Raw genomic sequence first — 25,629 nt, 5'->3', positions numbered from 1 at the left:
TCATTGCGAGCGCAGCGAAGCAATCCAGAATCTTTCCGCGGTGGCGGTCTGGATTGCTTCGTCGCAAGAGCTCCTCGCAATGACGACATTGGCGGTTACTGCGCAAATCGCTGTCATCTGACCAGATACTTCTTCACCGCCGCCTCATCCCATTCGATGCCATTCCCCGGCTCCTCGCCCGGCAGCGCAAAGCCGTCCTTGATCTTCAGCCGCGTCGCCAATACCGCGTCGGCCCAGTCGACATATTCCAGCCAATGCGCGGTCGGCGTCACGCAGAGCAGATGCGCGCTCACTTCCGAGAACAGGTGCGTCGACATCTCGATGCCGGCGGCGTGCGCCAGCGCGGCGGCGCGGAGCCAGCCGGTCACGCCGCCGATGCGCTGCACGTCGGGCATCACGTAGTCGCAGGCTTCCGCCGAGAGCGCCGCCTGCATCGAGAAGGCGCTGTCGAAATTCTCGCCGATCTGGACCGGCGTATGCAGCGCGTCGGCAATGCGGGCGCAGCCGGCATAATCGTCATGGCGGATCGGCTCCTCGATCCAGCTCAATCCCTCGTCGTCGAGCATCTCGCCGCGGCGGATCGCCTCGGTCACCGTCAGGGCCTGGTTGTAGTCGCACATCAGCGTGATCTCGTCGCCGACCGCCTTGCGCACCGCGCGGACGACCGCGAGGTCCTCCCGCGCATCGGGCCGGCCAACGCGGATCTTGGCGGCCTGGAAGCCTTCGGCCAGAAGCTTGTGCGCCTCGTCGACGGCGGCGCCGGCGGGCATGATGCCGAGCCCCTTCGAATTGTAGGCCCTGACCGGTTTCGGCGCGCCGCCGAGCAGGCGGGCCAGCGGCAGGCCGCGTGTGCGGGCCAGCGCGTCCCAGGCTGCCATGTCGATGCCGGATTGGGCCAGCCGTTGCAGACCGGCGAGGCCAAGCAGCGTGAAGCGCTGGCTCAGCTTGCGCTCGATCTCGACCGGCAGCAGCTCGTCGCCGGCGAGCAGGTCTGACATTTCCGTGACCATCGCCGTCAGCGGCTTCAAGGCCGAGGGCGTGATCGAGAACAGATAGGCGTGCCCCACCGCGCCCTGGTCAGTCTCGCAATCGATCAGCAGCAGTGGCGCTTTGGCGATTGCTCCGGTCGAGGTCTGGAGCGGCAGGTTCATCGGCACGATCACGGGGCGCGCGTGGAAGCGTTTGATGCGAATGGTCTCGGTCATGGGCTTCTCCCGGCGGGGCGGATGCAGACGCGGCCGATCTTAAACATCCGTGATGAAACGAAAAGGCGCTTGGCCCAACCACCATAAAATGGGGTTGCGCGGGCCCGCAATTGTTGGCTCTGTGCTGCCGCATTCCTTGCCGCAAATCCCGACGGGTTTGCGACAAAATCGCACACAGCGGAGCCACAGAGTGAAACAAGAGGTCGCCGAAGATCAGCGCAAGAGCGGCATTCTCACGGGCGCCGTGATCGCCTTCCTGCTGCTCGCCCTGCCGCTCGCGGTGTGGCTGGACCTGACCGAGCTGAGCAAGACGGCGCTGCGCCGGCAGGCCATCGATCTCAACTCGGTGATCACGAGCGTGCGCAGCTACTACGCGTCCAACGTGGTCGGGCGGGTGCTCGCCAATCCCAACGGCACGACCAGGGTGGTGCACAATTACGAATCCATCCCCGGCGCGATCCCGATTCCGGCAACGCTGTCGCTCGAGCTCGGCCGGGTGATCGGCGCGCAGCAGGAGAACATCACCTACCGCTTCGTCTCGGACTTCCCGTTCCAGAACCGTGCCCCGCACCAGCTCGACAAGTTCGAGAAGGACGCGCTCGATGCACTGCGGAAGGACCCCGAGCAGAAGATCGTGGAGACCGAGACCTCGCTGTTCAACGACAAGGTCCGCCTGGTCGCCCCCGTCACCATGGGGCCGGCCTGCGTGAGCTGCCACAACAGCCACCCCGAAAGCCCCAAGAAGGACTGGAAGGTGGGGGATGTCCGCGGCATCCAGGAGGTGATCATCGCCCAGCCGATCGCCGCCAACATCTTCTCGTTCAAGTTCCTGCTGGCCTATTTCGTGATCGCCGCCGGCAGCGGCCTGTCGTTCCTCTCGCTGCAGCGCCGCCAGGCGCGCCGCATCAAGGGCATGAACAAGGAGCTCGAATCCGCCAACGACTTCCTCGCCTCGCTCTCGATGAAGATCTCGCGCTACATTCCACCCCAGGTCTACAAGAGCATCTTCTCCGGGCAGAAGGACGTCACCATCCACACCGAGCGCAAGAAGCTCACCATCTTCTTCTCCGACATCCAGAATTTCACTGCGACCGCCGAGCGGCTGCAGCCGGAGCAACTGACGCAGCTCCTCAACGAATATTTCACGGAAATGTCGGCGATCGCCCACGAATATGGCGGCACCATCGACAAGTTCATCGGCGACGCCATGCTGATCTTCTTCGGCGACCCCGAGACCAGGGGCGACCGCGCCGATGCGCAGGCCTGCCTGCAGATGGCCTGGCGCATGCAGCAGCGCCTCGCCGAGCTCAATGCGAAATGGCGCGCCTCCGGCATCGAGCAGCCGTTCCGCTCGCGCATGGGCATCAACTCGGGCTATTGCAATGTCGGCAATTTCGGCAGCGCCGACCGCATGGACTACACCATCATCGGTGCGGAGGCGAACCTCGCCGCGCGCCTGCAATCGATCGCCGAGCCCGGCGGCATCGTGCTGAGCTACGAGACCTTTGCACTCGTCAGCGATATCGTCCGCGCCCATGCGCTGCCGGCGATCACCATGAAGGGCATCAGCCGGGAGGTCATTCCCTATTCGGTGGACGCGCTGAACGACGCCGCGGCGGAGAACAGCGGTATCATCACCGAGCGCGCCCCGGGCCTCGAACTCTATCTCGACCCCGCCGTAGTGAAGTCAGGCGACGCCGCACGCGTGCGCTCGCTGCTGGAAAACGCGCTGGCCTCGCTCAAGCCGGCGTGAGGGCGGCGGCCGCGCGTAGCGTTCGTTTCGATCGCGAGAGTCCCCGTGCGGCACCCCTCTCCCTAACCCTCCCCCGCAAGGGGTGAGGGAACATACCTTTGTTGTGGCGCGAGCTCGTTCTCATCATTGCCATGGCGCAGCGAGGCACAGTGTAACGGCGCATCCCGCTGCGCTCCCTCCCCCCTTGCGGGGGAGGGCGGGGGAGAGGGGTGGCCCAGCAAATGGTAGGAGCCGTCGTCGCGCTGCTGTTCGCAACGGCGCGCTGACGTGAAGCTCACCTTGCCGCGCCTTCCATGAATGCCGTCTCGATCACCTCGCCGAACGGCTGCCACGAGCGTCCGTCGAACTGGACCAGCCGCATCTGCCTGATCGGCAGGTAGTTGCTGGGCGAAGTATTCATCCGGATGTTGGGCAGCGCAACGGAGGGGGGATAACCCCTGAGCGAAGCCGCCTGGCGCATGATGTTCTCGCGCGAGAAGTCGTCGCCGCATTGCTTCAGCACCTGCGTCAGCGCCTCGGCCGCGGCGTAGCCATAGAGTGCGGCGCTGTTGTTGGTGCTTTCGACCTGATGGTATTTGTCCATGAAGGCGAACCAGTCCTTCATGGCGGGATCGTCCTTCCAGGCGGGATCGCTCGGATCCTTCAGAAAAGCCGCCGAGATCACGCCGGCGGAGTTCTCGAGGCCCGCGGGCGCCATCGCATTGGCGATCGAGGCGGAGGCATCGTTGACGATGAAGACCGGGTGCCAGTTGAAGGACGCCGCCAGCTTGATCACCTTGGACGCCGTCGACGGCACGCCGAGAAAGACGAAGATGTCGGCGCCCGCGCGCTTGAGGATCGAGACGTGCCCGTCGAGATGCTCATCGGCAATGTCGAAGGCGATGTCGACGAGGACGTGACGGTTGAGATCGCCGAGGCCTTCCTGGATGCCCTTGTAGAGCATGCGCCCGAACTGGTCGTTCTGCCAGAGCACCACGATCTTCTTCCTGGGGTAGTAGGCCTGGATGTAGTTGGCGTAGATGCGCCCTTCGGATCTGAACGACGGCTGCCAACCCATGGTCCAGGGAAACGCCTTGGCCTGGCTCAGCTCCTCGTCGCCGGAGGCGACGAAGAGCTGCGGGATCTTCTTCTCGTTCAGGTACCAGCGCGTGGCGAGATTGCCGGGTGTGCCGAACGAGCCGAACATCAGGTGCACATCCTCGGTCTCGACCAGATTGCGCGTCAGCTCCAGCGCAGTCGCCGGATCGGAATTGTCGTCGCGCGTGATGAAGCGGATCTTGCGGCCGTTGATCCCGCCACGCGCGTTGATCATGTTGAAATAGGCGGCCTCCGCCTGGCCGATGGCACCGAACTCCGAGAGCGGTCCCGAATACGGCATGACATTGCCGATGCGGATTTCCTCGTTGCTTGCCGGTTGCTCGCCACGTTGCTGGGACATCGCGCCGAGCGAGGCGAAGGCGGCGATCAACACGAGCAGCAGTCCGCCGGTGACGCGCATGTTCGACACCTTGTCGTTGGCCCCCGCACCAGGGCAGCTCAGTCTAGGTCAAGCGTTTGTCAATCGTGTGGCTGGGTGGCGCGCTTCGACGCAGTGCAGTTGTTGGCGCGAAGGAAAGCGGCAGTCGTGCTGACGCGCCGACGAGCGAGAGAGCGCGCGTGTGGCCCCCTCTCCCTAGCCCTCCCCCGCAAGGGCCCGCGGGGGAGAGGGGTGGCCCAGCAAACGGTCGGAGTAATAAGCGCGCTGCCGTAACGCCGCTACGGCAGCCCGCGCGCCTCGAGCTGACGCACCAGCAGCAGTGTCGGCTCGGCGAGGCTCTCGCCGGAGCCGTCGAGGCCGAAGGCGCTCGCGATACCTTCGCGGCTCCGTAGCAGCGTGCTGCGCGGGCAGTGGCCGGCGCCGCAGAGCGTCTTCTTCAGGGTTTCGCCCTGCGCCACGAGGCTGGAGGAATCGTCCACGGCCCAGGCCAGCACGATCGGCACATCGACATTGAGGATGCCGGGGAAGACCGATCGGCTGTCGTACTGGGTGGGGTCGGTGCCGAGATAGGCCTTCTCGCTGTCGCTCGCCTCCTTGCCGACGCGGTAGATCCCGGACACCAGCACGACACCGGCGACGTCGGCGCCATCGGTCTGCAGCTCGGGATGGGCCAGCAGGGTGGCGACATGGAAGGCGCCGGCGCCGTAGCCGACCGCGACGATTTCGCGGGCATCACCGTTGAACAGGTCGATATTGCCGTGAACCCAGGACAGCGCCGCCGCCACGTCGGACGCGCCGGCGGGCCAGGTCGCTGATGGCGCCAGGCGATAGTTGACGCGGACCCCGATCATGTCGTTGCGTGCGGCAAAGCACATGGCCTGGTCCTGGATCTGGCGCGACAGCTCCGGCGCCGCGCGGTCGCCGGTAAAGGTGTCGCCCGCCACGAACAGCAGCACGGGCCGCGGCGTATCCGCCTTGATCGCGCTGGTTGCGACATCGAGCACGTTGGCCTCGCTCTCGCCATAACGCAGACCGCGCGAGAAGGAGACCTGCTCGCACAGCCGGGCGGTGCCGCCGGCGGTGGTGTCGCTGTCGGTGAGGCCCGCCTGGACGAGTGCGGTGGGCGGCGACAGCCGCGCCGGGAAAGGTCCGCGTGCGGAGGCTGCGGTCATGGTCAAAAGCAGGAAAACTGCCAGGTATTTCTTCATGGTGATGCCGGCCTCGCGGGCCCGATATTGGCTTGCCGATTTGGTCTGTCTTTTCAATTCGCCTCATTAGTTGGCTGATGTTGAGGCGAATTCACGGCGCTTGCGCTCGGCAGGCGGCCGGCGTGGCGCGGGCCTCAGTTTGGCAGGAATCCGCGATTGGACTGCAAGTCCGCGGGCCGCGCGACGATTGCGCGGTGCGGCCACTTTGTCCCGGTCCGTCAAGCCGTTGTCCGGCGCCACCTGGCCCTGCACCGGAAATGGCTTCCTACTGTGCATGGGGTTGTTTTCGCATTTTTTGTTGGGCCGGCCTGTCAGGCCCGCTTCATTGTCCGGAAGGTGATGGAGTAGCGCCGCGCCTCGACCGGCGGGATGCTGTGCTCCCATTGCGACCGCGCCTCGCCGTCCATCACGTAGAGCGAGCGCGGCAGGGCCTCGAGCGTGTGGCGTTCCCATCTGTCCCCGTTGCGGCGGCGGAAGCGGAATTTGCAGGGCGAGCCGAGCGACAGGCCCAGGATCTCCCTGAAGTGCGGCTTGTCGCGGTGCCAGCCGATGCCGACGCCGACCTCATATTCGGTGCACAGCACCTGCCGGACGCTACCTTCGGGCAGCCGCGCCCATGCCTCGACCTGCCGCGTCGTGGGCAGCAGCCAATCCGGGATCGGCTCCGCCTCGGCCAGACGCTGCAGCGAATAGTCATAGCGATAGCCGAACGAGGCCACCCGGCGGTTGCCTTCGAAGGCGCCGAACTGGAAGCGCTGGAGCGGCAATGCTGCGATGCGGTCGATCAAGTCCTGCTCGACCGCGGCATCGATGAAGTCGTCCGTATAGCGAAGCCCCGCAGGGCCCGCTTCCGGTTCGGCGAACAAACCAAGCTGCGTCATGCCTCGCATTTCCGTGATGGAACCTAATGGCGGCTGATGCGACTTATCTATGACGCGGGAAGAAACGTGCGAGGCTGTCATGGCAGAGAAGCATACCGCCGATCCGGTAGAGATCATGCGGGCGACCGGTCATCCTGAGCTTGAATATGCCGCGGGCTGGACCATCGCTGGTCTCGTCACCATCGGCACCATCGTCGCCGCCTGGGTGTTCGCGATCTAGGCCACAGGGAATTGGAGCTCGAAGGCGACGCCGCCGCCGGTCGGCTTGAGTCTGATCGAGCCGCCATGGCTTGCCATCACCGCCCGCGCGATCGCCAGCCCCATTCCAGTACCGCCCTGGTCGCGGCGGGTGGTGAAGAACGCATCGAAAATCCGGTCGCGGTTGGGCGCCGAGATCAACTCGCCGTCGTTGCTCACGGTCAGCCGCAGGGTCGTGCGCTCGTCGGCGGCCTCCAGCCTGATGGTCCTCGCCTTGTGCCGCACCGCGTTGTCGGCGAGATGCGACAGCACGATCAGCGCCTTCTCGCCGGACATGCCGATCGCCCGGTCGAGGCTGCCGCTGGCTTCGATGGAGCTTGCCGGAAACCTGCTCCTGAGGTCGGCGATCACGGGCGCGAGTTCCGTGCGCTCGTTCTGCGGCAGGCTTTCGGCACGGGCGAGTTCGCGCAGCCGCTGCGCCATCGCCTCCAGCCGCTGGGTGTCGGACAGGATGTTGGCGATGAATGTCGTCTGCTCGGCCGGCGTCAGGCCCCCGGCCTTGCCCTGAAGTGAATCCTGCAACAGCTCGGCCGCGCCCTTGATCGAGGTCAGCGGCGATTTCAGCTCGTGGGTGAGGTGCGCCGAGAACGTCGCGATGTAGTCCGAACGCCGCGCCAGCTGCTCGGCCATGCCGAGGAAGCTGTGCGAGAGCTGGGCGAACTCCCGTGTGCCGTAGTGCCGGAGCGGTCGGAACGCCTCGCGGTCACCGCGGCCGATTCTCGCTGCGCGATCGATCAGCTCGCGCATCGGCAGCGTGATGGTGCGCGAGAATACGAGCCCGATCGCGATGGTGCCGATGAGCACGGCCAGCCCCGCCAGCACGAACTTGGCCCGCTCCTGGTAGAGGTGGTCGAAGATGTTGCTCGGCGTCCGCGTGGCGTAGATCACCCCCGCGACGCGATTGTCGACGATGACCGGCATCGCCGAGAACACGTGCACGCCGAGGCCGCGGCTGAAGGAATAGATCGGCGGCGGCGGCTTGTCCGGCACGCGGTTGCGCAAGGTGGCGCGGTATTGCCCGTGCAGCGCGTCCGCGACCTCCTCGATATGGGCGAGCGACTGCCCGACCTCCTGCCGCCCGGCGATCACCACGCCTTGCGGATCGAGGATGCGAAAGCCCGCCAGCGTCACCTTCTGCGTCTCGCGAATGATCGGCGTGAGTCTTGCGCCGATCTCGACATAGGCGGGCTGCGCCGGCCGGGGTGCAGCCTGGGCATCCGGCCGCCGCCGCAGCAGGTCGTTCGCGGTGAGGTCGAGCCCGGGGCGGATCGGCGTGACCTGGTCGCCGGGATCGGGCAGCACGCCCGGTGGTACCTCGGCGCCCAGCGTGAGGCCGCTGTCGAGCCTTGCTGCCACCTCCTGCGCATAGATCGTCGCCAGCACGCGGCTCTGCGCGATCAGCTCGGCCTGGGTCTGTCGGATGAGCTGGTTGTCGTAGAGGCGAAAGAAGAACAGGCCGACCAGCGGCAGGATGGCGACGGTGGCCAGCACCGTGAAGATGACCAGCCCCAGCGACGGCCGCCATTTGTCTGGCGCCGTGCTCATGCCTCTTTCTCGCAGCGGCCGAGCTTGAAGCCGACGCCGTGGATGGTCTCGATGACGTTGTCGCAAGCCAGCGCCGCGAGCTTGGCGCGGATATTGCGGATGTGGCTGTCGATGGTGCGGTCGGAGACCTGGATGTTGAGCTGATAGGCGGCCCGCATCAGCTGCTCGCGATTGAAGACCGATGTGGGGCGGGTCAGGAAGGCGCGCAGGATGCCGAACTCGATCGCGGTCAGTTTCAGCGGTATCCCTGCAAATGAAGCCACGTGCTGTTCGGGATCGATCAGGAGATTGCCCTGCGACAGCGCGGTGGCAACCGCCTTGGCCTCGCCATTGCGCGGGCTGAGGCGGCGCAGGATGACATTGACCCGCGCCACCAGCTCGCGCGGGCTGAACGGCTTGGTCACGTAGTCGTCGCCGCCGATCTCGAGGCCGAGGATGCGGTCGATCTCCTCGTCGCGGGCCGACAGGAACAGGATTGGCACGTCGGACGTCTTGCGGATCTCGCGGCAGACGTCGAGGCCGTCGAACTCGGGCATGCCGATGTCGAGCACGATCAGGTCGGGCCTGTCGGCGGCAAAGCGGCTGAGCGCCTCCTTGCCGTCGCGCGCCTCGATCACGTCCATGCCGGCCTTCTTCAGGGCGACGCGGATGACCTCGCGGATGTGGCCCTCGTCGTCGACGATGAGAATGCGATGCGCCAAGAAATTCTCCGCTGTCTCGTCAGCCCGCCAACCGGCTGCCGGACCTGGTTTCCGCCTGGGCGTCCAGCCTGCGCTGGAGCCGCCAGCTTCGGAAGCCCCAACTCCGCCAGGCCAGGTCCTGGCGCTGCTGTTCTACAAGCCTGTCTCGCTGTGACACAAGGCAGCCCTCGCTGGCGCCGGGCCGCAGCGCGATCGCCCTGTCGATGGCGGGCAGCGCTTGCGGCCCGAGCGTCAGGAGATAGTTGATGTCGATCTGCACGCCTTTGCCCGATGCCTCCCGGCTGTGGGTGACATTGTAGTCGGCAATGAAGGCGTCGAAGTTCACGAGCGAGCAGCCGTACAGCACGATCGTCAACGCGATCAGGTTGGCGCCGACCAGCCATTGGTTGGACCGGTTGAGGGCGATGCGGGTCACGATCAGGACCAGTCCGAGCGCGACCAGCCCCATCCAGATGAAGGCCGCGATACGCCAGTAAGTCAGCATGTAGATGTCGACATAGAGATCGAGGCGGAGGATGGAGGAGGCGACCAGAAGCACGTTCTGCCCGACCCAGAGATAGACCAGCGGCCGGATCACCTTCGATTTCTCGGCCGGTCCGCCCGGTCGCATCGCGACCAGCACGAAGGCGGCGGCCAGCAGCGCGGTCGCGATCAGCGGGTAGGCGCCGCGGTGGGCGTAGGACGCATAGGTCACATTGTCGGGCAGCGCGACGTGGCCCCAGAGATAGATGCCGTCGAGAATCGACTGTGCCGCGAACAGCAGATTGAACAGAATCAGCGAGCGCAGGATGGTGGAGGGACCCAGAAACTCCGGCGACACGAAGGGCGGTAGCGCCGGCGGCTCCGCGACGTCGGTTTCGGTGGCGGCGGCAACCTTCTTGCGCCGCCAGCGCACATGGATGAACGGCCAGACCAGCGCCAGAATCAAGGTCCAGAACAGCACGCGCCAGATGCTGACATATTCGAGGACGACTTTCGGATTGAGCAGCGACACCCATTGCTCGATCACCGGATTGGCGGCGGCGAACAGCGCCACGAACACGGTGCTCAGCACCACCGGCATCAGCCAGAGCGCGATGCCGCGGGTGAACGCCGACATGTTGCAGACCTGAAGCGCGTCGGGGAAGAATCTGAAGGGACCGAACAGGACAAGGTTTCGCAGCGCGCGGGCGCGGTCCGCGAGGCCGGTCGTCTCCGGATGGGTTGCGAGCAGCAAGGCGATAGCCAGCGCTGCGACGAGGATCAGCAACGAAAGCGTGTTGAGCTCTTGTACGGCCGGCACGAGACCGAGTGCAACGATCGCGCCGCCGGTCACTGCGCGGCGAAAGTCCAGCGCCGCACGGTTGGCGATCAGCGAGGCGCAGGCAATCGCGACGGCCAGGATCACCAGCGACAGTCCGATCCGCCGGCCGTAGAGCAGAAAGTCGGCAAGTGCGGCGAGCAGCAGTGCCATTGCGAGCTTGGCCGACAGCGCGGAAGGCCTGATCGGTTGAATGTCCGTCGTCGACGTCGAAGCCAGGCTCGTCATGTCCAGAAGATTCTCCGTGAATGGTGGCGTGACGGAGTCTGAACGTCGCTTGTGCAGAAGCCGGGATGGACGTCAGCACGGTTTCAGGAGTCTTTTGCAGTTTTCGTGCAGGCACGCTTTTGCCCCTCGCGCAGTGGCAGTCGCCTTGATAGGTGCGATGCGTTCATCACCTTGGGCTTGACGCATCATGCAGTTTCTCAATCGCCTCGGTCTCATCCTGCTCTGGCTTGCCGCGCTTCTCGCGGCGTTCGCGGCCGCGAACAAGAACGATCCCTACCTGCTCGTGCTACGCGGCGCCGGAAACATCGCGCTTGTCGTCGCAAGCATCCTGATCGTTGTCGTCCTGCTGCGCAGGGGACGCTGGTGCAGCATCGCGGGCAAGCTGCTCGTCATGCTCTGGTGCCTGCCGCCGCTGCTGATGGCGGTGGCGCATCTCAGCTTCGAGCTGCGAAAGCACGATGTACTCAGCGCAGACGTGACCGAGGCGCGTCGGCTCGGGCCTCATTTCATGGTCGGCTATTCTTCGTTTCCGGAGGTTGCGCGTCTCGCCGAGCAGGGATTGATCGGCGGCGTCTACGTCACCCGGCACAACATCCGGGGACGGACGATCGAGGCGCTGCGGGCCGAGATCGCGGCGCTTCAGGACAAGCGTCTCGCCGCAGGCCTGCCGCCGCTGGTCGTCGCGGCCGACCAGGAGGGCGGCATCGTCGGGCATCTCGCGCCACCGCTGACCAAGGTGCCGGCGCTGGCGACGCTCGCCGGGCTCGCTCCCGACGAGCAGCAGGCCAAAGCGGAAGAGTTCGGGCGCATCCACGGGCGCGAGCTCGCGGGGCTCGGCGTCAACCTCAATCTCGCACCGGTGCTCGACCTGAAGCCGCCGCTGAGGCGCAATCGTCTCGACTTCCACACGCTGATCGGGCAGCGCGCGATTGCCGCCGACCCCGTCGTCGTCAGCACGATCGCGAGCGCCTATGTCCGGGGGCTGGAAGAATCGGGCGTCGGTGCCACGCTCAAGCATTTCCCCGGCATCGGGCGCGTGCGCGATGACACGCATCATTTCAGCGCCAGTCTCGATACGCCGGTGAAGGAATTGGAGGCAACCGACTGGCTGCCGTTCCGCGAGGTGATGTCGCACTCGCGGAGCGCCTTGATGGTCGGCCATGTCACGCTCACCGCCGTCGATCCCGACCGCGCCGCATCGCATTCGAAGCGCGTGGTCGAGGGAATCATTCGTGGGAAGTGGGGTTACCAGGGCGTGGTGATGACGGACGATCTCGTCATGGGCGCGATCTATCAGAACGATGTCTGCAAGGCCGTGGTCGAGGCGATCAATGCCGGCGTCGACATGCTGCTGGTCGCCTATGACGGCGCGCAATTCTATCGGGTGTTTTCCTGCGCTCTGGATGCATCGCGGCGGGGCAGGCTCGACGCGGCGATGCTGCGCGCGAGCGCGGCGCGGCTGGAACAGCGCTTGCCGGCCGCGGAGGCCGGAGCCGCCACACTTGATGGAAGCACGCTTGGGATAGTTATGCCTGCTGCCCCGCGCGCGATAGCGCGGGGCAGCTGAACTCGGGCGTCTGCGCGTTGCGTAGCGAGGTCTATTCGGCCTGCTCCAGCGCCGCAGGCATCTTCGCCACCGACATCAGCGAGCGCGCCACCTGGTTGAGCAGGAGATCGGCGTTCTCCTCTTCCGCGAGCGACTTCGAGAGCAGCGCGACGATGGCGCTGTGCCGGAGCTGCTGCGCAAGGTTGCGCGCGGTGGTGTAGCCGGACATCTCGTAATGTTCGACGCGTTGGGCCGCCGAGATCAGCGCGAGGTCGGCGGCTGCGTCCTCCTTATCTTCGCCTTCCTTCATGACTTCCTGGCCTTCCTCGATCAGGCCCATCATCCCCTTGCAGGGCTTGGCCCGCGGGTTCTCGCCGAGCAGCTCGAAGCATTCATTGATGCGCTCGACCTGGTTCTCCGTTTCGGCCAGATGCTGCTCGAACAGTTCGCGCAGCTGGTCGAAGCGCGCGGCCTGGGCCATCTTGGGAAGCGCCTTGGTCAACTGCTTCTCGGCATGGAGGATGTCGCGCAGCTCGTGAAGCAGAAGGTCGGTGAGGCCCGCCTCGTCGACGGGCGACGAGCTCTCCGCGACGATCGACGGGGCCGCGCCGGGATCAGAAGACTGAAGCGCAGGCGATTCCGTGAAAACCCAGTCCTCGCCTTCATTCCAGGGGCCGCGGGTGTCGATCTCGCCGTGATCACCGCTGCCGGTGGAATCGTTGAAATACTGGTTCACGAGGCCTGGCGTCGGAGCGATCCTGCCGATGCTGAAGGCCGGCTTGGACAGGCTTTCGAGTGCCCGTGCGAACGCCTTCATATGCGTTATCTCTCGCGTCATCAGGAACTGCAGCGCGTCCTTGCTGCCGGCATCGTCGCAGAAATTGATCAATCGTTCGTAGACGATCTTTGCCCGAGCTTCGGCGGCGATGTTGCTGCGGAGATCGACGTCGAGTTCGCCGGTGATCTTGAGATAGTCGGCAGTCCAGGGATTGCCTTGCGAGTTGAACAGATTGACGCCGCCGCCGCCGGCGATCGCAATCAGCGGATCGGCTTCGGCCGCCTGGCGGTCGTTCTTCGAAGGCGCGAGGTGCATCCGGGCAAGGCAACCGACGACTTCGAGATGGCTGAGCTCTTCCGTGCCGATGTCCATCAGCAGGTCCTTGCGGTCGGGATCCTCGCAATTCAGCCCTTGAATCGAGTACTGCATCGCCGCCGCAAGTTCGCCGTTGGCGCCGCCGAACTGCTCGAGGAGCATATTGCCGAAGCGCGGATCGGGTTCGTCGACGCGCACGGTGAACATCAGCTTCTTGACGTGGTGATACATGGGACGGCTCGCGCTATGAGGGAAACTACGGCGACAACGGGCCCTTGGAATGATCGTTCCTAGTCATCTCAAAATTCGGATTTCGCTCCAAATCGGTTGGCGGAGCGAAGAGGCCACGGTCCAGACCTAAGACCTTCACCAGGACCGTGCGGGGAGGATCATGAGAGCAGCCGGCTGGGAACCGCATCGAGGATGCGAATGCCGAGCGGCTTTTGTGGGGGCCAAGGCGGTCCGAGCCCGGCGCGGCGGCAGAATCGCGACGGATCAATGGGCCTCCGCCGCTCCCCCGCGGCTGTGGACCACCTCGCATGAGGTCGATGGGCCGGCGGTCTCATCACGCATTGTGCTTCGATTGCAGGTGCGTTATGGCTCTCGCGCTTTCCAGAGGCGGAGACGAGCTTTGTCGAAACAATCCCTGCGCGAGGAGGCCGAACGCCTGATCCGCGAATCGATGGAAAAGAAGACCATCGTCGTCAAGCAGGGCACGACCCGCATCGAGGCGGTCTGCGGCAAATGCGGCGCCCCGAACCGGGTTCAGGCGGAAAAGGGCCAGGCCCGCGTCAAGTTCGCCTGCAAGCAGTGTGGGCACAAGCAAGAGACGTTGTAGCCGGCCCCCTGATCTCACCGTGCTGCCGCGTTCCGGCTCCTCATCGTGAGGAGCCGCGCTCTTCGCGCCGCGTCTCGAAGGATCTTGGGCCGAGCTGCATCAGCGGGGCCTGCATGGTTCCGAGAAGCGCGTTTCCGCTCTCCGCACCACAGTCAGTGTCCTTCCACGAACTTCTTGAACGCATCGGCATAGTCGGGGTGCCAGCGCGACAATGGCGGCCGGTTCTCGACGATGTCGCCCATGGCCCAGAGCATACGCTTCTCGTCGAGGGTGCGCGGCACGTCGTTGTCCGGGCAGAGGATGTAGAAATCGCCGGCCTCCAGCCGCGCCAGCATGAAATCGACCGTCTGCTCCGGCGTCCAGGCGCCGGCCGGCTTCTCGGTGCGTCCCTTCGCGGTCAGGCCGGTGAAGACGAAGCCCGGGATCAACAGATGTGCCGTAATGTGGCAGCCCTTCGTGTTGCGCAGCTCGTGTTGGAGCGCCTCGGTGAACGCTTTCACGCCGGCCTTCGAGACATTGTAGGCGGGGTCGCCCGGCGGCGTGGTGATACCCTGCTTGGAACCGGTGTTGATGATCAGGCCCGGTTTGCCGCGCGCGATCATGCCGGGCGCGAAGATGCGCGAGCCGTTGATGATGCCCCACATGTTGACGCCGATGATGCGCTGCCAATGGTCGGGCTCGCCGAACAGTGTGCTTCCGGGCTGGATGCCGGCATTGTTCATGAGGATGTCGGTGCCGCCAAACCGCTCGCGCACCGCGCGTTCCAGTTCCGTCACGCTCTCGACCTTGCTGACATCGACGGCGGAGGTCATCACGTTTGCGGCAGTCGTGACGGATGACAGTTTTGTTGCAGTCTCCGCCAACCGTGCCTCGTCGACATCCGCGACACACACCTTCATCCCAGCGCGCGCGAAGGCTGTGGCGGCGGCAAATCCGATGCCGGATGCGCCGCCTGTGATCACGGCAACATTGTCTTTGGCGATGGCGGGATGTGGCATGGATCGTCTCCGTGGAGGGCCTCGGTCGAGCTATAACATGGCGGCAGTCCGACCCTGCACAAGTCGGCATGGGAGGTCTTCGTTCGGCGCTGCCTTTACGCCCAACCGGCCCGGCTGTATCCTCGATCGAACGATCCCGCCCAGATCGAACCAATCAATCACCTGACAGGGAGTGCAGCCATGGCTGTGTCGCAGGCTATTCCGATCACGCGCCATCCGTTTGCAAATGGATCTTACAAGCAGATGCTGATCGACGGGAAGTGGGTCGATGCAGCCTCAGGCAAGCGCTTCGAAACCCGCAATCCCGCCACAGGCGAGCTGCTCGCGACCGTCGCCGAAGGCGACAAGGAAGACATCGATCGTGCGGTTGCCGCCGCTCGCCGCGCCTTCGAAGGCCCCTGGAGCAAGGTCAAGCCGTTCGAGCGGCAGAACCTGCTCTTGAAGCTCGCTGACCTCGTCGAGAAGAATTTCGACGAATTGTCGCAGCTCGACACGCTCGACATGGGCGCGCCGCTCAGCCGCACCCGCGCCTATCGCCTGCGCGCCGTCGGCATGCTGCGCTATTACGCCGGCCAGACCACGGCGATCCACGGCGAGACCATCGAGAACTCGCTGCCTGGCGAAATCTTCTCCTACACGCTGAAGGAGCCGATCGGCGTCGTCGGCGCCATCATTCCCTGGAACGGGCCGCTGACGGCGACGATCTGGAAGATCGGCCCTGCGATCGCGACCGGCTGCACCGTGGTGCTCAAGCCGGCGGAAGAGGCGCCGCTGACCTCGCTGCGCATCGCCGAGCTGGCGATGGAAGCGGGCGTGCCGCCCGGCGTCATCAACGTCGTTCCCGGCTATGGCGAGACCGCGGGCGCCGCGCTCGCCTCGCACCATGACGTCGACAAGGTCGCCTTCACCGGCTCGCATGTCACGGGTCAGTCGATCATCCGTGCCTCCGCCGGCAACCTCAAGCGCGTCTCGCTCGAGCTCGGCGGCAAGTCTCCGGACATCGTGTTCGCGGATGCCGATCTCGATGCCGCCGTGCCGGGCGCGGCGATGGCGGTGTTCGCCAATTCGGGGCAGATCTGCAGCGCCGGTACGCGCCTCTTCGTTGAGCAGTCGATCTATGACGAATTCGTCGGCCGCGTCGCCGAGTTCGGCAAGAAGCTGCAGGTCGGCAACGGCCTCGATCCGAACGTGCAGATCGGACCGCTCGTCTCCGAGCAGCAGCTCGAGCGCGTCACCGGCTATCTCGACATCGGCCAGAAGGAAGGCGCGAAGGCGCTCGCCGGCGGCGGCCGCGTCACCGAAGGCGCGCTGTCGAAGGGCTTCTTCGTCTCGCCGACGGTGTTCGCGGGCGTTGAGGACAACATGCGCATCGCGCAAGAGGAGATTTTTGGTCCAGTCATCTCCGCGATCGCATTCAAGGACATGGATGAGCTGGTCAAGCGCGCCAACAACACCACGTTCGGCCTCGGCTCCGGCCTGTGGACGCGCGATGTCAGCAAGGCCCACGCGGTGGCGAAGCGCCTGCGCGCCGGCTCGGTGTGGGTCAACTGCTACCAGGCGATGGACCCGGCCGTGCCGTTCGGCGGCTACAAGATGAGCGGCTACGGCCGCGAGTCCGGCAAGCAGCACGTCGAGGAATATCTCAACGTGAAGGCGGTCTGGATCAAGACGGCGTAAGGTCTGTTCCTCGTCGCGTTCCGCGAGGGGGAATATCTGCTTCTTGTGGGGCGGTGCCTTTCCGGGTGACCGCCCCACGCTATATGATCAGCATCCTTCCAAAGAAAATCGGGGCCAGCATGAAATTTCCGGCGTTGTTCAAACCGTTGCAGGTCGGTCCGTACAAGCTCGCGCATCGCGTCGCGATGGCGCCGCTCACGCGCATGCGGGCCGAGCGCGAGAGTTATGCGCCGCGGCCGCTCAATGCCGAATATTACGGCCAGCGCGCGACGCAAGGCGGCCTGATCGTCGCCGAGGCCTCGCCGGTGCTCTCGCACGGCCGCGGCAATCCGGCAACGCCCGGCATCTATTCGGAGGCGCAAGTCGCGGGCTGGCGCAAGGTGGTCGATGCGGTGCACGCCAAGGGCGGCATCATCTTCCTCCAGCTCTGGCATGTCGGCCGCGTCTCGCATTCTTCCTTCCACGGCGGTGCGCTGCCGGTGTCGGCCTCGGCGATTCCGATCAAGGCCGAGGGCATGAAGGCGATGACGGCCGACGGCAAGATTGCGGACTACGAGACGCCGCGCGCGCTGGAGACCGAGGAGGTCAAGGACATCGTCGAGGCGTTCCGGCAGGGTGCCAAAAACGCGCTCGCCGCGGGCTTCGACGGCGTCGAGATCCACGGTGCCAACGGCTATCTGCTCGAGCAATTCCTGCAGTCGCGCAGCAACCAGCGCACCGATCAGTATGGCGGCTCGATCGAGAACCGTGCGCGCCTTCTGCTCGAGGTCACGCAGGCCGCGATCGATGTCTGGGGCGCGAACCGCGTCGCCGTGCGGTTGTCGCCGCACGGCATCGCCAATGATTCCGGCGAGCCCGATCCGATGCCGCTCTACACCCATGTCGTGAAGGCGCTCGACAAGCTCGGTCTTGCCTATCTGCACTTCATCGAGCCGCGCTCCAGCGGCACCGGCCGCGCCGACGTCTACTGGGAGAACGTGCCCTCGGCAATGGTGCTGTTCCGCCCGCTCTACAGCGGCGTGCTGATGACCGCCGGCGGCTTCACCGGCGAGACCGCGAATGCGGCGATCGCCGACGGCCATGCGGATATCATCGCGTTCGGCCGCATCTTCATCTCCAACCCGGATCTGCCGCGCCGGCTTCAGCACGGCTATCCAATCACGCCGTACAACCGTGCGACGTTCTACAGCGGCGAGGAGAAGGGATATACGGACTATCCTGTGTATGACGAGCTGACGCCGGCGTGACGCTGCCGTAGCCCGGATGAGCGAAGCGATATCCGGGTCTTTCGCCGAACAATGGTTTTCCCGGATGTCGCTTCGCTCGTCCGGGCTACGGATTTCTGGTGCAGCTTCGACCGCAACCACAAATTCCGTCATTGCGAGCGTAGCGAAGCAATCCAGAGTCTCTCCGCAGAGGCAGTCTGGATTGCTTCGCTGCGCTCGCAATGACGACGGAGAAAACAATGGCCAAAGCCGCAGCCGCCGCAGGTATAGCCACCGGCCAGTGTCTCTGCGGCAAGATCGCCTTCGAGATCGACGTGCCCGCGCGCTGGGCCTGGCACGATCACTCCGCCGCCAGCCGCCGCGCCCATGGCGCGGCTTATGCGACCTATGTCGGAAGCTGGAAGAAGCGCTTTCGTATCACGTCCGGCAAGAGCGCGCTCACGCGTTACGAGGACAAGGCCACGAAGACCACGCGCAGCTTCTGCTCGCATTGCGGCACGCCGATCGCCTATGAGAGTCCGCGCGGTCCGCACATGGTCAACATCCCCCGCGCGCTGTTCAAGGAGCGCACCGGCCGCCAGCCGCTCTATCACATCGCCATCGAGGAGCTGCAGGAATGGGCCTATACCGGCGAGCCGCTGGTGCCGCTGAAGGGCTTTCCGGGCGTGGTGTGGCAACGATCGAAAAGGAAGAAGCGCGCGGGCGGCGAGGATCCGTTCGAGCTCGGCCGGGAGGAGATGTAGCGCGGGCTGCGTACCGAGCTCTCGTGCCCCCGGACGCAGCGCAGCACCACTTCGGTGATGCGCTGCCGAGCCGGGGCCCATGCGTCAGCGAGATTGGTGCCAGTTATGGGTCCCGGCTCTGCGTCGCAACGCTGCGCGCTGCGTCGCGTCCGGGACACGAGAGTGGAGCGCCCGCGCAACGCAGCCATGACCACGCTTCCTTGCGCATCTCCCAGAACTTCGGCCATCATGCGACGTCCTTGCGGCAACGCCCGCTCCTGGAGGAAACATGAAGAACAAGATCACCGGCCGCTCCGCCTTTCTCGCGTTGCTCAAGGACGAGGGCGTCACGCATCTGTTCGGCAATCCCGGCACCACCGAGTTGCCGATCATGCACGCGCTGAAGGATCATCCCGATCTCACCTATGTGATGGCGATGCAGGAAAGCCTCGTGGTCGCGATCGCCGATGGCTACAGCCGCGCCTCGGGCAAGCTGGTTGCGTGCAATGTGCACGTTGCGCCCGGCCTCGGCAACGCCATGGGTTCGCTCTACAACGCCCAGTTCACGGGCACGCCGATGATCCTCACGGCCGGCCAGCAGGAGCAGGGCCATGGCCTGATGGAGCCGGTGCTCTATGGCCCGTTGGTGCGGATGGCCGAGCCGCTGGTGAAATGGGCGGTCGAGGTGACGCGGCTGGAGGACCTGCCGCGCATCGTCCGCCGCGCCGCGAAGGTGGCGACCACGCCGCCGACCGGACCGGTGTTCATCTCGCTGCCCGGCGACATCCTCAACAGCGAGGCCGGCATCGATCTCGGCCGGTCCACCCGCATCGATGCGCGGACAAGACCGTCGGATGAAGCGTTGAAGGCTTTCGCGGCCCGCCTGCTCAAGGCCGAACGCCCAGTGATCGTCACCATGGACGAGGTGGTCAAGAGTGACGCGCTGAAGGAAGCGGCGGAGCTCGCAGAGCTGTTGGGCGCTGCCGCCTATCAATCCTCCACGCCCTATGGCGCGCATTTCCTCTCCGAAAGCCCGAGCTTCGTCGGCACGCTCGCGCGCGTGCAGAAGGTCGCGCGCGACACGCTTGCGCCTTACGATCTCCTGATTGCGCTTGGCGGCGATCCCTTGCGGATGTCGGTTCACAGCGAGGTCGATGCGCTGCCGGATGGTCTCGGCATCGTGCAGGTCGGCCTCGTGGACTGGGAGATCGCCAAGAATTACGGCGCCGAGATCGCGCTGAAGGCGGATTTGAAAGAAACGCTGCGTGCGCTGATCCCGATGCTGAAGGAGATGGGTGGCTCTGCGCTGGCGCAACGTGCAAGACAGCGTCTCGCCGAGATTGCGCCGAAGAACTGGACTGCGCGCCGCGCCTCGCTGGTGGAGCAGATCGGCAAGAGCGAGGGCCGCAGCCCGATCGATCCGGATTATCTGGTCCTGCAAATGGTCGAGGCCATGCCTGACAATGCCATCCTGGTCGATGAAGGCCTCACCTCCAGCCGCCAGATCGCGGCGCTGCGGCCGCACCGCGATCGCTACGGCTACCATGGCCTTGCTTCCGGCGGCATCGGCTGGGGCCTGCCGGCGTCGGTCGGCGCCAGTATCGCCAATCCGGACCGGCCCGTGGTGTGCTTCTCGGGCGATGGCAGCGCGATGTACTCGATTCAGTCGCTGTGGACGGCGGCGCACCACAAGCTGCCGCTCAACGTCGTCATCGCCAACAATGGCGGCTACCGCATCATCAAGCAGCGCCTGCTCGCCTTCCATGGCGACGACAATTACGTCGGCATGGATTTCGTCGATCCGCCGGTGGATTTCGCCGGCGTCGCCAAGGCACTGGGCTGCGAGGCGATCAAGGTCAGCGATGTCAGCGAGCTGAAGGCGACGCTGGCGTCGGCGTTCGGCCGGCCGGGAACGAAGCTGATCGAGGTGATGGTGGACGGGAAGGTGTAGGGCGGGCTCTGTCCGCCGTCATTGCGAGGAGCGCTTGCGACGAAGCAATCCAGGCTGTGTCCGCGGAGGGATTCTGGATTGCTTCGCTGCGCTCGCAATGACGAGGAGGAGGCCGCTACCCCGTCTTCCCCACCCGATACCCCGCCGCCGGATGCTTCGCATCGAGCCTCGCCCGGCCGGCGCCGAACAGCTTCTCGCGCAGCGTACCCTTCGCGTATTTCGGCTTGTACCGCCCGCGCCGGGTCAGCTCCGGCACCAGCATGTCGGCGATGTCCTCGAAATCGCCGGGCGAGATCGCGAACGCGACGTTGAGCCCGTCGACGTCGGTTGCTTCGAACCATTGCTCGATCTTGTCCGCGACCATCTCCGGCGTGCCGACCACGACTGGCCCGGCGCCGCCGATGCCGACATGCTCGATGACGTCGCGCACGGTCCAGACGCGGTCGGGATCGGCGCGGGTGACGTTGTCCATGGCGCTGCGGCCGGCGTCGTTCTGGACGTGGCGGACCTGCTGATCGAGATCATAGCCGGAGAAGTCGACGCCGGTCCATCCCGACATCAGGGCGAGCGCGCCCTCGGGGCTGATGTGGCGGCGGTAGTCGGCGTATTTCTCCTTCGCCTCGGCTTCGGTCCGCCCGAGGATGATCGTCATCATCGAGAACATCAGGATCTCGGCCGGGTTGCGGCCGAGCGCGGCGGCCTCCTGGCGGATCGCGGAGACGCGCGGCGCGATCACCTTGGCCGACGGTCCCGACATGAACACGCATTCGGCATGCTTTGCCGCGAACTGCCGCCCGCGCGGCGAGGTGCCGGCCTGGTACAGCACCGGCGTGCGCTGCGGCGACGGCTCGCTGAGGTGAATGGTGTTGTTGATGCGGAAGTTCGCGCCTTCATGATTGACGCGATGGACCTTTGCAGGATCGGTGAAGATGCCGCGCGTCCGGTCTCGCAGCACGGCGTCGTCCTCCCAGCTCCCTTCCCAGAGCTTGTAGACCACCTCCATATATTCGTCGGCGATGTCGTAGCGGTCGTCGTGCCCGGTCTGCTTGTCCTTGCCGGCGCCGCGCGCGGCGCTGTCGAGATAGCCGGTGACGACATTCCAGCCGATCCGCCCCTCGGTGAGGTGATCGAGCGTCGACATCCGCCGCGCGAACGGGTAGGGCGGCTCGAAAGACAGATTGCTGGTGACGCCGAAACCGAGATTTTGCGTCACCGCGGCCATGGCCGAGAGCAGGAGCAGCGGTTCGTTCGAAGGCGTCTGTGCCGCATTGCGCAAGGCTGCGTCAGGGCTGTTGCCATAGACGTCGTAGACCCCAAGCACGTCCGCCAGGAACAGCCCGTCGAAGCGGCCCCGTTCCAGGGTTCGGGCGAGATCGATCCAGTAGGGCAGGCGGTTATAATCGGCCGTGCGGTCGCGCGGGTGGGTCCACAGGCCCGGCGACTGGTGTGCGACGCAATTCATCGCAAAGGCGTTGAGCCTGATCTCTTTGGCCATGCTGGTCCCCTCGGCGCCCTGTACTGAGCGCTCTTCGAATGATAGATGTGCGCCCCAACTTGGCGAAGTTCTTGCATATGTCTGGGTATTGGCAAGGTCAAAATCAGCGGCGCCGCCGCGCCTGGCAAGCCAGTCTCAAGCGAGCAAGAACGAAATCACAAGAGAATTGCAAGAGAACTACAAGAGAAACTCCAAGAAATTCTCCAAGCCCCCTGCCACTTTCGATGGCCTATGTAGCCCGCTACGTTCGCCCGCGTCGAAACCTTGAAAACGAAAGCAATGACCAGAGCCGACGCCATCGCCCGCGCCCGGGACGACTTCAAATCCGGTGCGTTCCTCGCTGAACTAGACCGCCGCGTCGCGTATCGGACCGAAAGCCAGAACCCGTCGCGCGGCGCCGAGCTGCGCGCCTATCTGGAGCAGGAGATGCAGCCGGCCTTCGCCGCGCTCGATTTTTCCAGCCGCATCGTCGAATCTCCGAGCGGCAAGGCGCCCTTCCTGTTGGCCGAACATCACGAGAGCACGTCGGCGCCGACCGTGCTGATCTACGGCCATGGCGATGTCGTCGATGGCATGGAGGGCGAGTGGCGCGAGGGGCGCGATCCCTGGCGCACGGCGGTTGCGGGTACACGCCTGTACGGCCGCGGCACCGCCGACAACAAGGGCCAGCACAGCATCAATATGGCGGCACTCCGCGCGGTGCGTGACGCTCGCGGCGGCAAGCTCGGCTTCAACGCGAAATTCATCGTCGAGATGGGCGAGGAGATCGGCTCGCCGGATCTCGGCAAGGTCTGCGATCTCAATCGCGACACGCTCAATGCCGACCTGTTCGTGGCCTCCGACGGGCCGCGCCTGTCCGCCGACCGGCCGACGCTCTTTCTCGGCTGCCGTGGCGGCATCCGCATTCATCTCGACGTGAATCTGCGCGACGGCGGCCACCATTCCGGCAATTGGGGCGGCGTGCTCGCCAATCCCGCGACCATCCTGGTCAACGCGATCTCGACCTTGGTCGACGGCCATGGCCGTCTCCTGCTCGATGCCTTGAAGCCGCCGCGGCTCACCAACCAGATCCGCAGCTACCTCGCCGACGTGCAGGTGGTGCCGACCGCGGACGAGCCGGCGCTCGCGGAGAACTGGGGCGAGGAGGGGCTGTCGGCGGCCGAACGGCTCTATGCCTGGAACACGCTCGAAGTGCTGGCGATGTCGTCAGGCAATATCGAGAAGCCGGCGAACGCCATTCCTGGTCACGCCAATGCTGTGCTGCAACTGCGCTTCGTGGTCGGGACGAAGGTCGAGGGCCTGATCGAGGCAATCCGCGCGCATCTCGTTGCAAAAGGTTTTCCCATGGTCGAGGTGCGGGCGGCCCAGAGCTTTGCTGCATCGCGCACCGATTTCGACAGCCCCTGGATCAAATGGGCGGCGGATTCGGTCAGGGAGACCACAGGCAAGGCGCCGGCCGTGCTGCCGAACTTCGGCGGCTCGCTGCCGAACGACGTGTTTTCCGAGATCCTGGGCCTGCCGACGATTTGGGTCCCGCACTCCTATCCCGGCTGCTCCCAGCATGCGCCCAATGAGCACATCCTGCTGCCCTTGACCGAAGAGGCCTTGACGGTGATGGCCGGGCTGTTCTGGGATCTCGGGGAATTGCCAGGACCACTGACTGGTCCGTTAACCTGAGGCATCGGTCCAGCCGAAAGTCACATTCTAATCCGGCCCGATTTGTGCTTGCATCCGGCCGCATCATCCTGAAAGGGGAAGAAGAAAGTGAAACATTTCCGTAGCATCGGGCTCGCGCTCGCCGCGACCTTCGTCGTCAGCCAGGCCGGGGCCCAGGAGCTGACCGGCACGCTGAAGAACATCAAGGACACCGGGGCGATCACGCTCGGCTTCCGCGATTCCTCGATTCCGTTCTCCTATCTGGACGACAACCAGAAGCCCGTCGGGTTCGCGATGGACATCTGCTACAAGATCGTCGACGCCGTGAAGAAGGAGCTCAAGCTCGACAAGCTCGAGGTCAAGCTCAACCCGGTGACGTCGGCGACGCGTATCCCGCTGATGGCCAACGGCACCATCGACCTCGAATGCGGCTCGACCACCAACAATGCCGAGCGCCAGAAGCAGGTCGCCTTCACCAACACCCACTACCTGACCGCCAGCCGCTACGTCTTCAAGAAGTCGAGCGGCCTGAAGTCGATCGACGATCTCAAGGGCAAGACCGTCGTCTCGACCGCCGGCACCACCAACATCAAGCAGCTCACCGAAGCCAACGTCGCGAAGGGCCTCGGCGCCAACATCATTCCGGCCAAGGACCACGCCGAAGCCTTCCTCATGGTCGAGACCGACCGCGCGGTCGCCTTCGTCATGGACGACATCCTGCTGGCGAGCCTCGTCGCCGGCTCGAAGAACCCGGACGACTACGTCATCTCCAAGGATGCGTTCTCCAAGCCCGAGCCCTACGGCATCATGCTGCGCAAGGACGACCCAGCCTTCAAGAAGGCGGTCGATGCGGCGACGGCGGCGCTCTATACGTCCGGCGAAGCCCAGAAGATCTACGACAAGTGGTTCACCCAGAAGATCCCGCCGAAGGGCCTGAACCTCAACACGCCGATCTCGGCCGAGCTGAAGAACGAGTTCGCCAAGCCTACGGATTCGCCGAACCCGGACGACTACAAGTAAGATAAAACCTCGATCTTTCGATCGGGATCATGTCCGGCCACTCTTGACACCAGGGTGGCCGGACATTTGCATAGGCGCTCAGGACATCCATGACTGGCGCGTTCGCGCGGGGGACACGTGAACTACAACTGGAACTGGGGAATCTTTTTCCAGCCGAACCCGATGGGGACCGGCACCTATCTCGACATGCTGCTGTCGGGCCTGGTGCTGACCCTCAAGACCGCGGCGCTGGCCTGGGTCATCGCGCTGATCACCGGCTCGATCGTCGGCGTGATGCGTACGCTGCCGTCGAAGGGGGCGAACTGGTTCGGCTTTGCGTATGTCGAATTCTTCCGCAACATGCCGCTGCTCGTGCAGCTCTTCCTGTGGTACTTCGTTCTGCCGGAACTGCTGCCGAAAGCTGCGGGCACCTGGCTGAAGCAGCTGCCGAACGCGCCGTTCTGGACCGCGGCGATCGGCGTCGGCTTCTTCATGTCGGCCCGCGTCGCCGTCCAATTGCAGGCCGGCATCGGTTCGCTGCCGCGCGGGCAGAAGATGGCCGCAACCGCGCTGGGCCTGACCACGGTGCAGGCCTATCGCTACGTGCTGCTGCCGATGGCCTTCCGCATCATCCTGCCGCCGCTCACCTCTGAATTCCTCAACACCATCAAGAACACGGCGGTCGCAATCACCATCGGCCTGCTCGAGCTGACCGGACAGGCGCGCTCGATGCAGGAATTCTCGTTCCAGGTGTTCGAGGCCTTCACCGCCGCGACCATCCTCTACCTCCTCGTCAACGCCGTCGTCGTGACCGGAATGCGCTTCCTCGAGCGCTGGGTCGCGATCCCCGGCTACATCACGGGGAAATAAGC

21 protein-coding genes are annotated in these 25,629 nt (G+C 65.1%); 11 read left to right on the top strand and 10 right to left on the bottom strand.

Annotated features, from left to right (window positions below; translation table 11 throughout):
• Positions 1–113: 113 nt before the first annotated feature.
• Complete coding sequence (locus AC1RQP_RS35410; RefSeq protein WP_492941913.1) at positions 114–1,205, bottom strand: enolase C-terminal domain-like protein; 1,092 nt, start codon at positions 1,203–1,205, stop codon at positions 114–116.
• Positions 1,206–1,395: 190 nt separating this feature from the next.
• Between AC1RQP_RS35410 and AC1RQP_RS35405 the strand changes: the two genes are divergently transcribed.
• Positions 1,396–2,958 carry an adenylate/guanylate cyclase domain-containing protein gene (locus AC1RQP_RS35405; protein ID WP_492941911.1) on the top strand — a complete coding sequence of 521 codons (1,563 nt, stop codon included), beginning with the start codon at positions 1,396–1,398 and terminating at the stop codon, positions 2,956–2,958.
• A gap of 274 nt (positions 2,959–3,232) precedes the next feature.
• Here the strand turns inward: AC1RQP_RS35405 and AC1RQP_RS35400 are convergent, their stop codons facing one another.
• From AC1RQP_RS35400 to AC1RQP_RS35390, 3 genes are all read right to left on the bottom strand, one after another.
• Positions 3,233–4,456, bottom strand: a complete 1,224-nt coding sequence (locus AC1RQP_RS35400; RefSeq protein WP_492941909.1) for an ABC transporter substrate-binding protein — start codon at positions 4,454–4,456, stop codon at positions 3,233–3,235.
• A 257-nt stretch (positions 4,457–4,713) separates the two neighbouring features.
• Positions 4,714–5,643 carry an alpha/beta hydrolase gene (locus AC1RQP_RS35395; RefSeq protein ID WP_492942066.1) on the bottom strand — a complete coding sequence of 310 codons (930 nt, stop codon included), beginning with the start codon at positions 5,641–5,643 and terminating at the stop codon, positions 4,714–4,716.
• 311 nt (positions 5,644–5,954) lie between these two features.
• A complete protein-coding gene (locus AC1RQP_RS35390; protein ID WP_492941907.1) occupies positions 5,955–6,524 on the bottom strand; it encodes an alpha-ketoglutarate-dependent dioxygenase AlkB in 570 nt (189 codons plus the stop codon).
• A 79-nt stretch (positions 6,525–6,603) separates the two neighbouring features.
• Here AC1RQP_RS35390 and AC1RQP_RS35385 point away from each other — a divergent pair, with 79 nt between their 5' ends.
• Entirely contained in the window at positions 6,604–6,744 is a 141-nt protein-coding gene (locus AC1RQP_RS35385; protein WP_165935896.1) for a hypothetical protein, read from the top strand.
• Here AC1RQP_RS35385 and AC1RQP_RS35380 read toward each other — a convergent pair.
• Genes AC1RQP_RS35380 through AC1RQP_RS35370 form a run of 3 tightly spaced genes read right to left on the bottom strand, consistent with a single transcriptional unit; the run spans position 6,741 to position 10,556 of the window.
• Positions 6,741–8,327 carry an ATP-binding protein gene (locus AC1RQP_RS35380; protein WP_492941904.1) on the bottom strand — a complete coding sequence of 529 codons (1,587 nt, stop codon included), beginning with the start codon at positions 8,325–8,327 and terminating at the stop codon, positions 6,741–6,743. The genes AC1RQP_RS35385 and AC1RQP_RS35380 overlap by 4 nt on opposite strands.
• The gene (locus tag AC1RQP_RS35375; protein ID WP_492941902.1) at positions 8,324–9,028 is read right to left on the bottom strand and encodes a response regulator; all 705 of its coding nucleotides are present in this window, start codon (positions 9,026–9,028) and stop codon (positions 8,324–8,326) included. Before AC1RQP_RS35375 ends, AC1RQP_RS35380 begins: the two co-directional genes overlap by 4 nt.
• Before the next feature lie 19 nt (positions 9,029–9,047).
• On the bottom strand, positions 9,048–10,556 hold the full coding sequence (locus AC1RQP_RS35370) for a DUF4153 domain-containing protein (protein WP_492941900.1): 1,509 nt from the start codon (positions 10,554–10,556) through the stop codon (positions 9,048–9,050).
• Between the two features lie 187 nt (positions 10,557–10,743).
• Between AC1RQP_RS35370 and AC1RQP_RS35365 the strand changes: the two genes are divergently transcribed.
• Entirely contained in the window at positions 10,744–12,123 is a 1,380-nt protein-coding gene (locus AC1RQP_RS35365; RefSeq protein WP_492941898.1) for a glycoside hydrolase family 3 N-terminal domain-containing protein, read from the top strand.
• Between the two features lie 31 nt (positions 12,124–12,154).
• Here the strand turns inward: AC1RQP_RS35365 and AC1RQP_RS35360 are convergent, their stop codons facing one another.
• Positions 12,155–13,426, bottom strand: coding sequence for a DUF892 family protein (locus tag AC1RQP_RS35360; protein WP_492941896.1), 1,272 nt, complete (start codon positions 13,424–13,426; stop codon positions 12,155–12,157).
• Positions 13,427–13,826: 400 nt separating this feature from the next.
• Here AC1RQP_RS35360 and AC1RQP_RS35355 point away from each other — a divergent pair, with 400 nt between their 5' ends.
• On the top strand, positions 13,827–14,033 hold the full coding sequence (locus AC1RQP_RS35355) for a hypothetical protein (protein ID WP_061879056.1): 207 nt from the start codon (positions 13,827–13,829) through the stop codon (positions 14,031–14,033).
• Positions 14,034–14,185: 152 nt separating this feature from the next.
• On the opposite strand, the gene AC1RQP_RS35350 is transcribed toward AC1RQP_RS35355, so the two are convergent.
• The gene (locus tag AC1RQP_RS35350; protein WP_492941894.1) at positions 14,186–15,031 is read right to left on the bottom strand and encodes an SDR family NAD(P)-dependent oxidoreductase; all 846 of its coding nucleotides are present in this window, start codon (positions 15,029–15,031) and stop codon (positions 14,186–14,188) included.
• Between the two features lie 180 nt (positions 15,032–15,211).
• Between AC1RQP_RS35350 and AC1RQP_RS35345 the strand changes: the two genes are divergently transcribed.
• The 4 genes from AC1RQP_RS35345 to AC1RQP_RS35330 all read left to right on the top strand — a co-directional run bounded on the left by AC1RQP_RS35345 (position 15,212) and on the right by AC1RQP_RS35330 (position 20,607).
• A complete protein-coding gene (locus AC1RQP_RS35345) occupies positions 15,212–16,708 on the top strand; it encodes an aldehyde dehydrogenase family protein (protein WP_492941892.1) in 1,497 nt (498 codons plus the stop codon).
• A 119-nt stretch (positions 16,709–16,827) separates the two neighbouring features.
• Positions 16,828–17,955: an alkene reductase gene (locus tag AC1RQP_RS35340; protein WP_492941890.1), complete on the top strand. Its 1,128-nt coding sequence runs from the start codon at positions 16,828–16,830 to the stop codon at positions 17,953–17,955.
• A 218-nt stretch (positions 17,956–18,173) separates the two neighbouring features.
• Complete coding sequence (locus AC1RQP_RS35335) at positions 18,174–18,677, top strand: GFA family protein (RefSeq protein ID WP_492941888.1); 504 nt, start codon at positions 18,174–18,176, stop codon at positions 18,675–18,677.
• 268 nt (positions 18,678–18,945) lie between these two features.
• Entirely contained in the window at positions 18,946–20,607 is a 1,662-nt protein-coding gene (locus tag AC1RQP_RS35330; RefSeq protein ID WP_492941886.1) for a thiamine pyrophosphate-binding protein, read from the top strand.
• 115 nt (positions 20,608–20,722) lie between these two features.
• Here the strand turns inward: AC1RQP_RS35330 and AC1RQP_RS35325 are convergent, their stop codons facing one another.
• Positions 20,723–22,102 carry an LLM class flavin-dependent oxidoreductase gene (locus AC1RQP_RS35325; protein WP_492941884.1) on the bottom strand — a complete coding sequence of 460 codons (1,380 nt, stop codon included), beginning with the start codon at positions 22,100–22,102 and terminating at the stop codon, positions 20,723–20,725.
• 279 nt (positions 22,103–22,381) lie between these two features.
• On the opposite strand from AC1RQP_RS35325, the gene AC1RQP_RS35320 reads away from it, so the two are divergent.
• The 3 genes from AC1RQP_RS35320 (at position 22,382) to AC1RQP_RS35310 (ending at position 25,627) form a co-directional block, all read left to right on the top strand.
• Positions 22,382–23,779 carry a M20 family metallopeptidase gene (locus AC1RQP_RS35320; protein ID WP_492941882.1) on the top strand — a complete coding sequence of 466 codons (1,398 nt, stop codon included), beginning with the start codon at positions 22,382–22,384 and terminating at the stop codon, positions 23,777–23,779.
• Between the two features lie 87 nt (positions 23,780–23,866).
• Entirely contained in the window at positions 23,867–24,778 is a 912-nt protein-coding gene (locus AC1RQP_RS35315; RefSeq protein ID WP_061879048.1) for an amino acid ABC transporter substrate-binding protein, read from the top strand.
• A gap of 117 nt (positions 24,779–24,895) precedes the next feature.
• Complete coding sequence (locus tag AC1RQP_RS35310; protein ID WP_492941880.1) at positions 24,896–25,627, top strand: amino acid ABC transporter permease; 732 nt, start codon at positions 24,896–24,898, stop codon at positions 25,625–25,627.
• The last annotated feature ends 2 nt before the right edge of the window (positions 25,628–25,629 follow it).

The organism is Bradyrhizobium sp. GW821-FHT13H06, from assembly GCF_058803975.1.
This window is presented reverse-complemented; position numbering and strand designations above follow the sequence as displayed.

Excerpts from the sequence above, each read along its gene's own strand:
- AC1RQP_RS35380 (WP_492941904.1), bottom strand. The coding sequence starts at position 8,327 with ATGAGCACGGCGCCAGACAAATGGCGGCCGTCGCTGGGGCTGGTCATC.
- AC1RQP_RS35350 (WP_492941894.1), bottom strand. The coding sequence starts at position 15,031 with ATGCCACATCCCGCCATCGCCAAAGACAATGTTGCCGTGATCACAGGC.
- AC1RQP_RS35410 (WP_492941913.1), bottom strand. The coding sequence starts at position 1,205 with ATGACCGAGACCATTCGCATCAAACGCTTCCACGCGCGCCCCGTGATC.
- AC1RQP_RS35330 (WP_492941886.1), top strand. The coding sequence starts at position 18,946 with ATGAAGAACAAGATCACCGGCCGCTCCGCCTTTCTCGCGTTGCTCAAG.
- AC1RQP_RS35320 (WP_492941882.1), top strand. The coding sequence starts at position 22,382 with ATGACCAGAGCCGACGCCATCGCCCGCGCCCGGGACGACTTCAAATCC.
- AC1RQP_RS35325 (WP_492941884.1), bottom strand. The coding sequence starts at position 22,102 with ATGGCCAAAGAGATCAGGCTCAACGCCTTTGCGATGAATTGCGTCGCA.
- AC1RQP_RS35400 (WP_492941909.1), bottom strand. The coding sequence starts at position 4,456 with ATGCGCGTCACCGGCGGACTGCTGCTCGTGTTGATCGCCGCCTTCGCC.
- AC1RQP_RS35370 (WP_492941900.1), bottom strand. The coding sequence starts at position 10,556 with ATGACGAGCCTGGCTTCGACGTCGACGACGGACATTCAACCGATCAGG.
- AC1RQP_RS35365 (WP_492941898.1), top strand. The coding sequence starts at position 10,744 with ATGCAGTTTCTCAATCGCCTCGGTCTCATCCTGCTCTGGCTTGCCGCG.
- AC1RQP_RS35390 (WP_492941907.1), bottom strand. The coding sequence starts at position 6,524 with ATGACGCAGCTTGGTTTGTTCGCCGAACCGGAAGCGGGCCCTGCGGGG.
- AC1RQP_RS35395 (WP_492942066.1), bottom strand. The coding sequence starts at position 5,643 with ATGAAGAAATACCTGGCAGTTTTCCTGCTTTTGACCATGACCGCAGCC.
- AC1RQP_RS35385 (WP_165935896.1), top strand. The coding sequence starts at position 6,604 with ATGGCAGAGAAGCATACCGCCGATCCGGTAGAGATCATGCGGGCGACC.
- AC1RQP_RS35335 (WP_492941888.1), top strand. The coding sequence starts at position 18,174 with ATGGCCAAAGCCGCAGCCGCCGCAGGTATAGCCACCGGCCAGTGTCTC.
- AC1RQP_RS35345 (WP_492941892.1), top strand. The coding sequence starts at position 15,212 with ATGGCTGTGTCGCAGGCTATTCCGATCACGCGCCATCCGTTTGCAAAT.
- AC1RQP_RS35340 (WP_492941890.1), top strand. The coding sequence starts at position 16,828 with ATGAAATTTCCGGCGTTGTTCAAACCGTTGCAGGTCGGTCCGTACAAG.
- AC1RQP_RS35360 (WP_492941896.1), bottom strand. The coding sequence starts at position 13,426 with ATGTATCACCACGTCAAGAAGCTGATGTTCACCGTGCGCGTCGACGAA.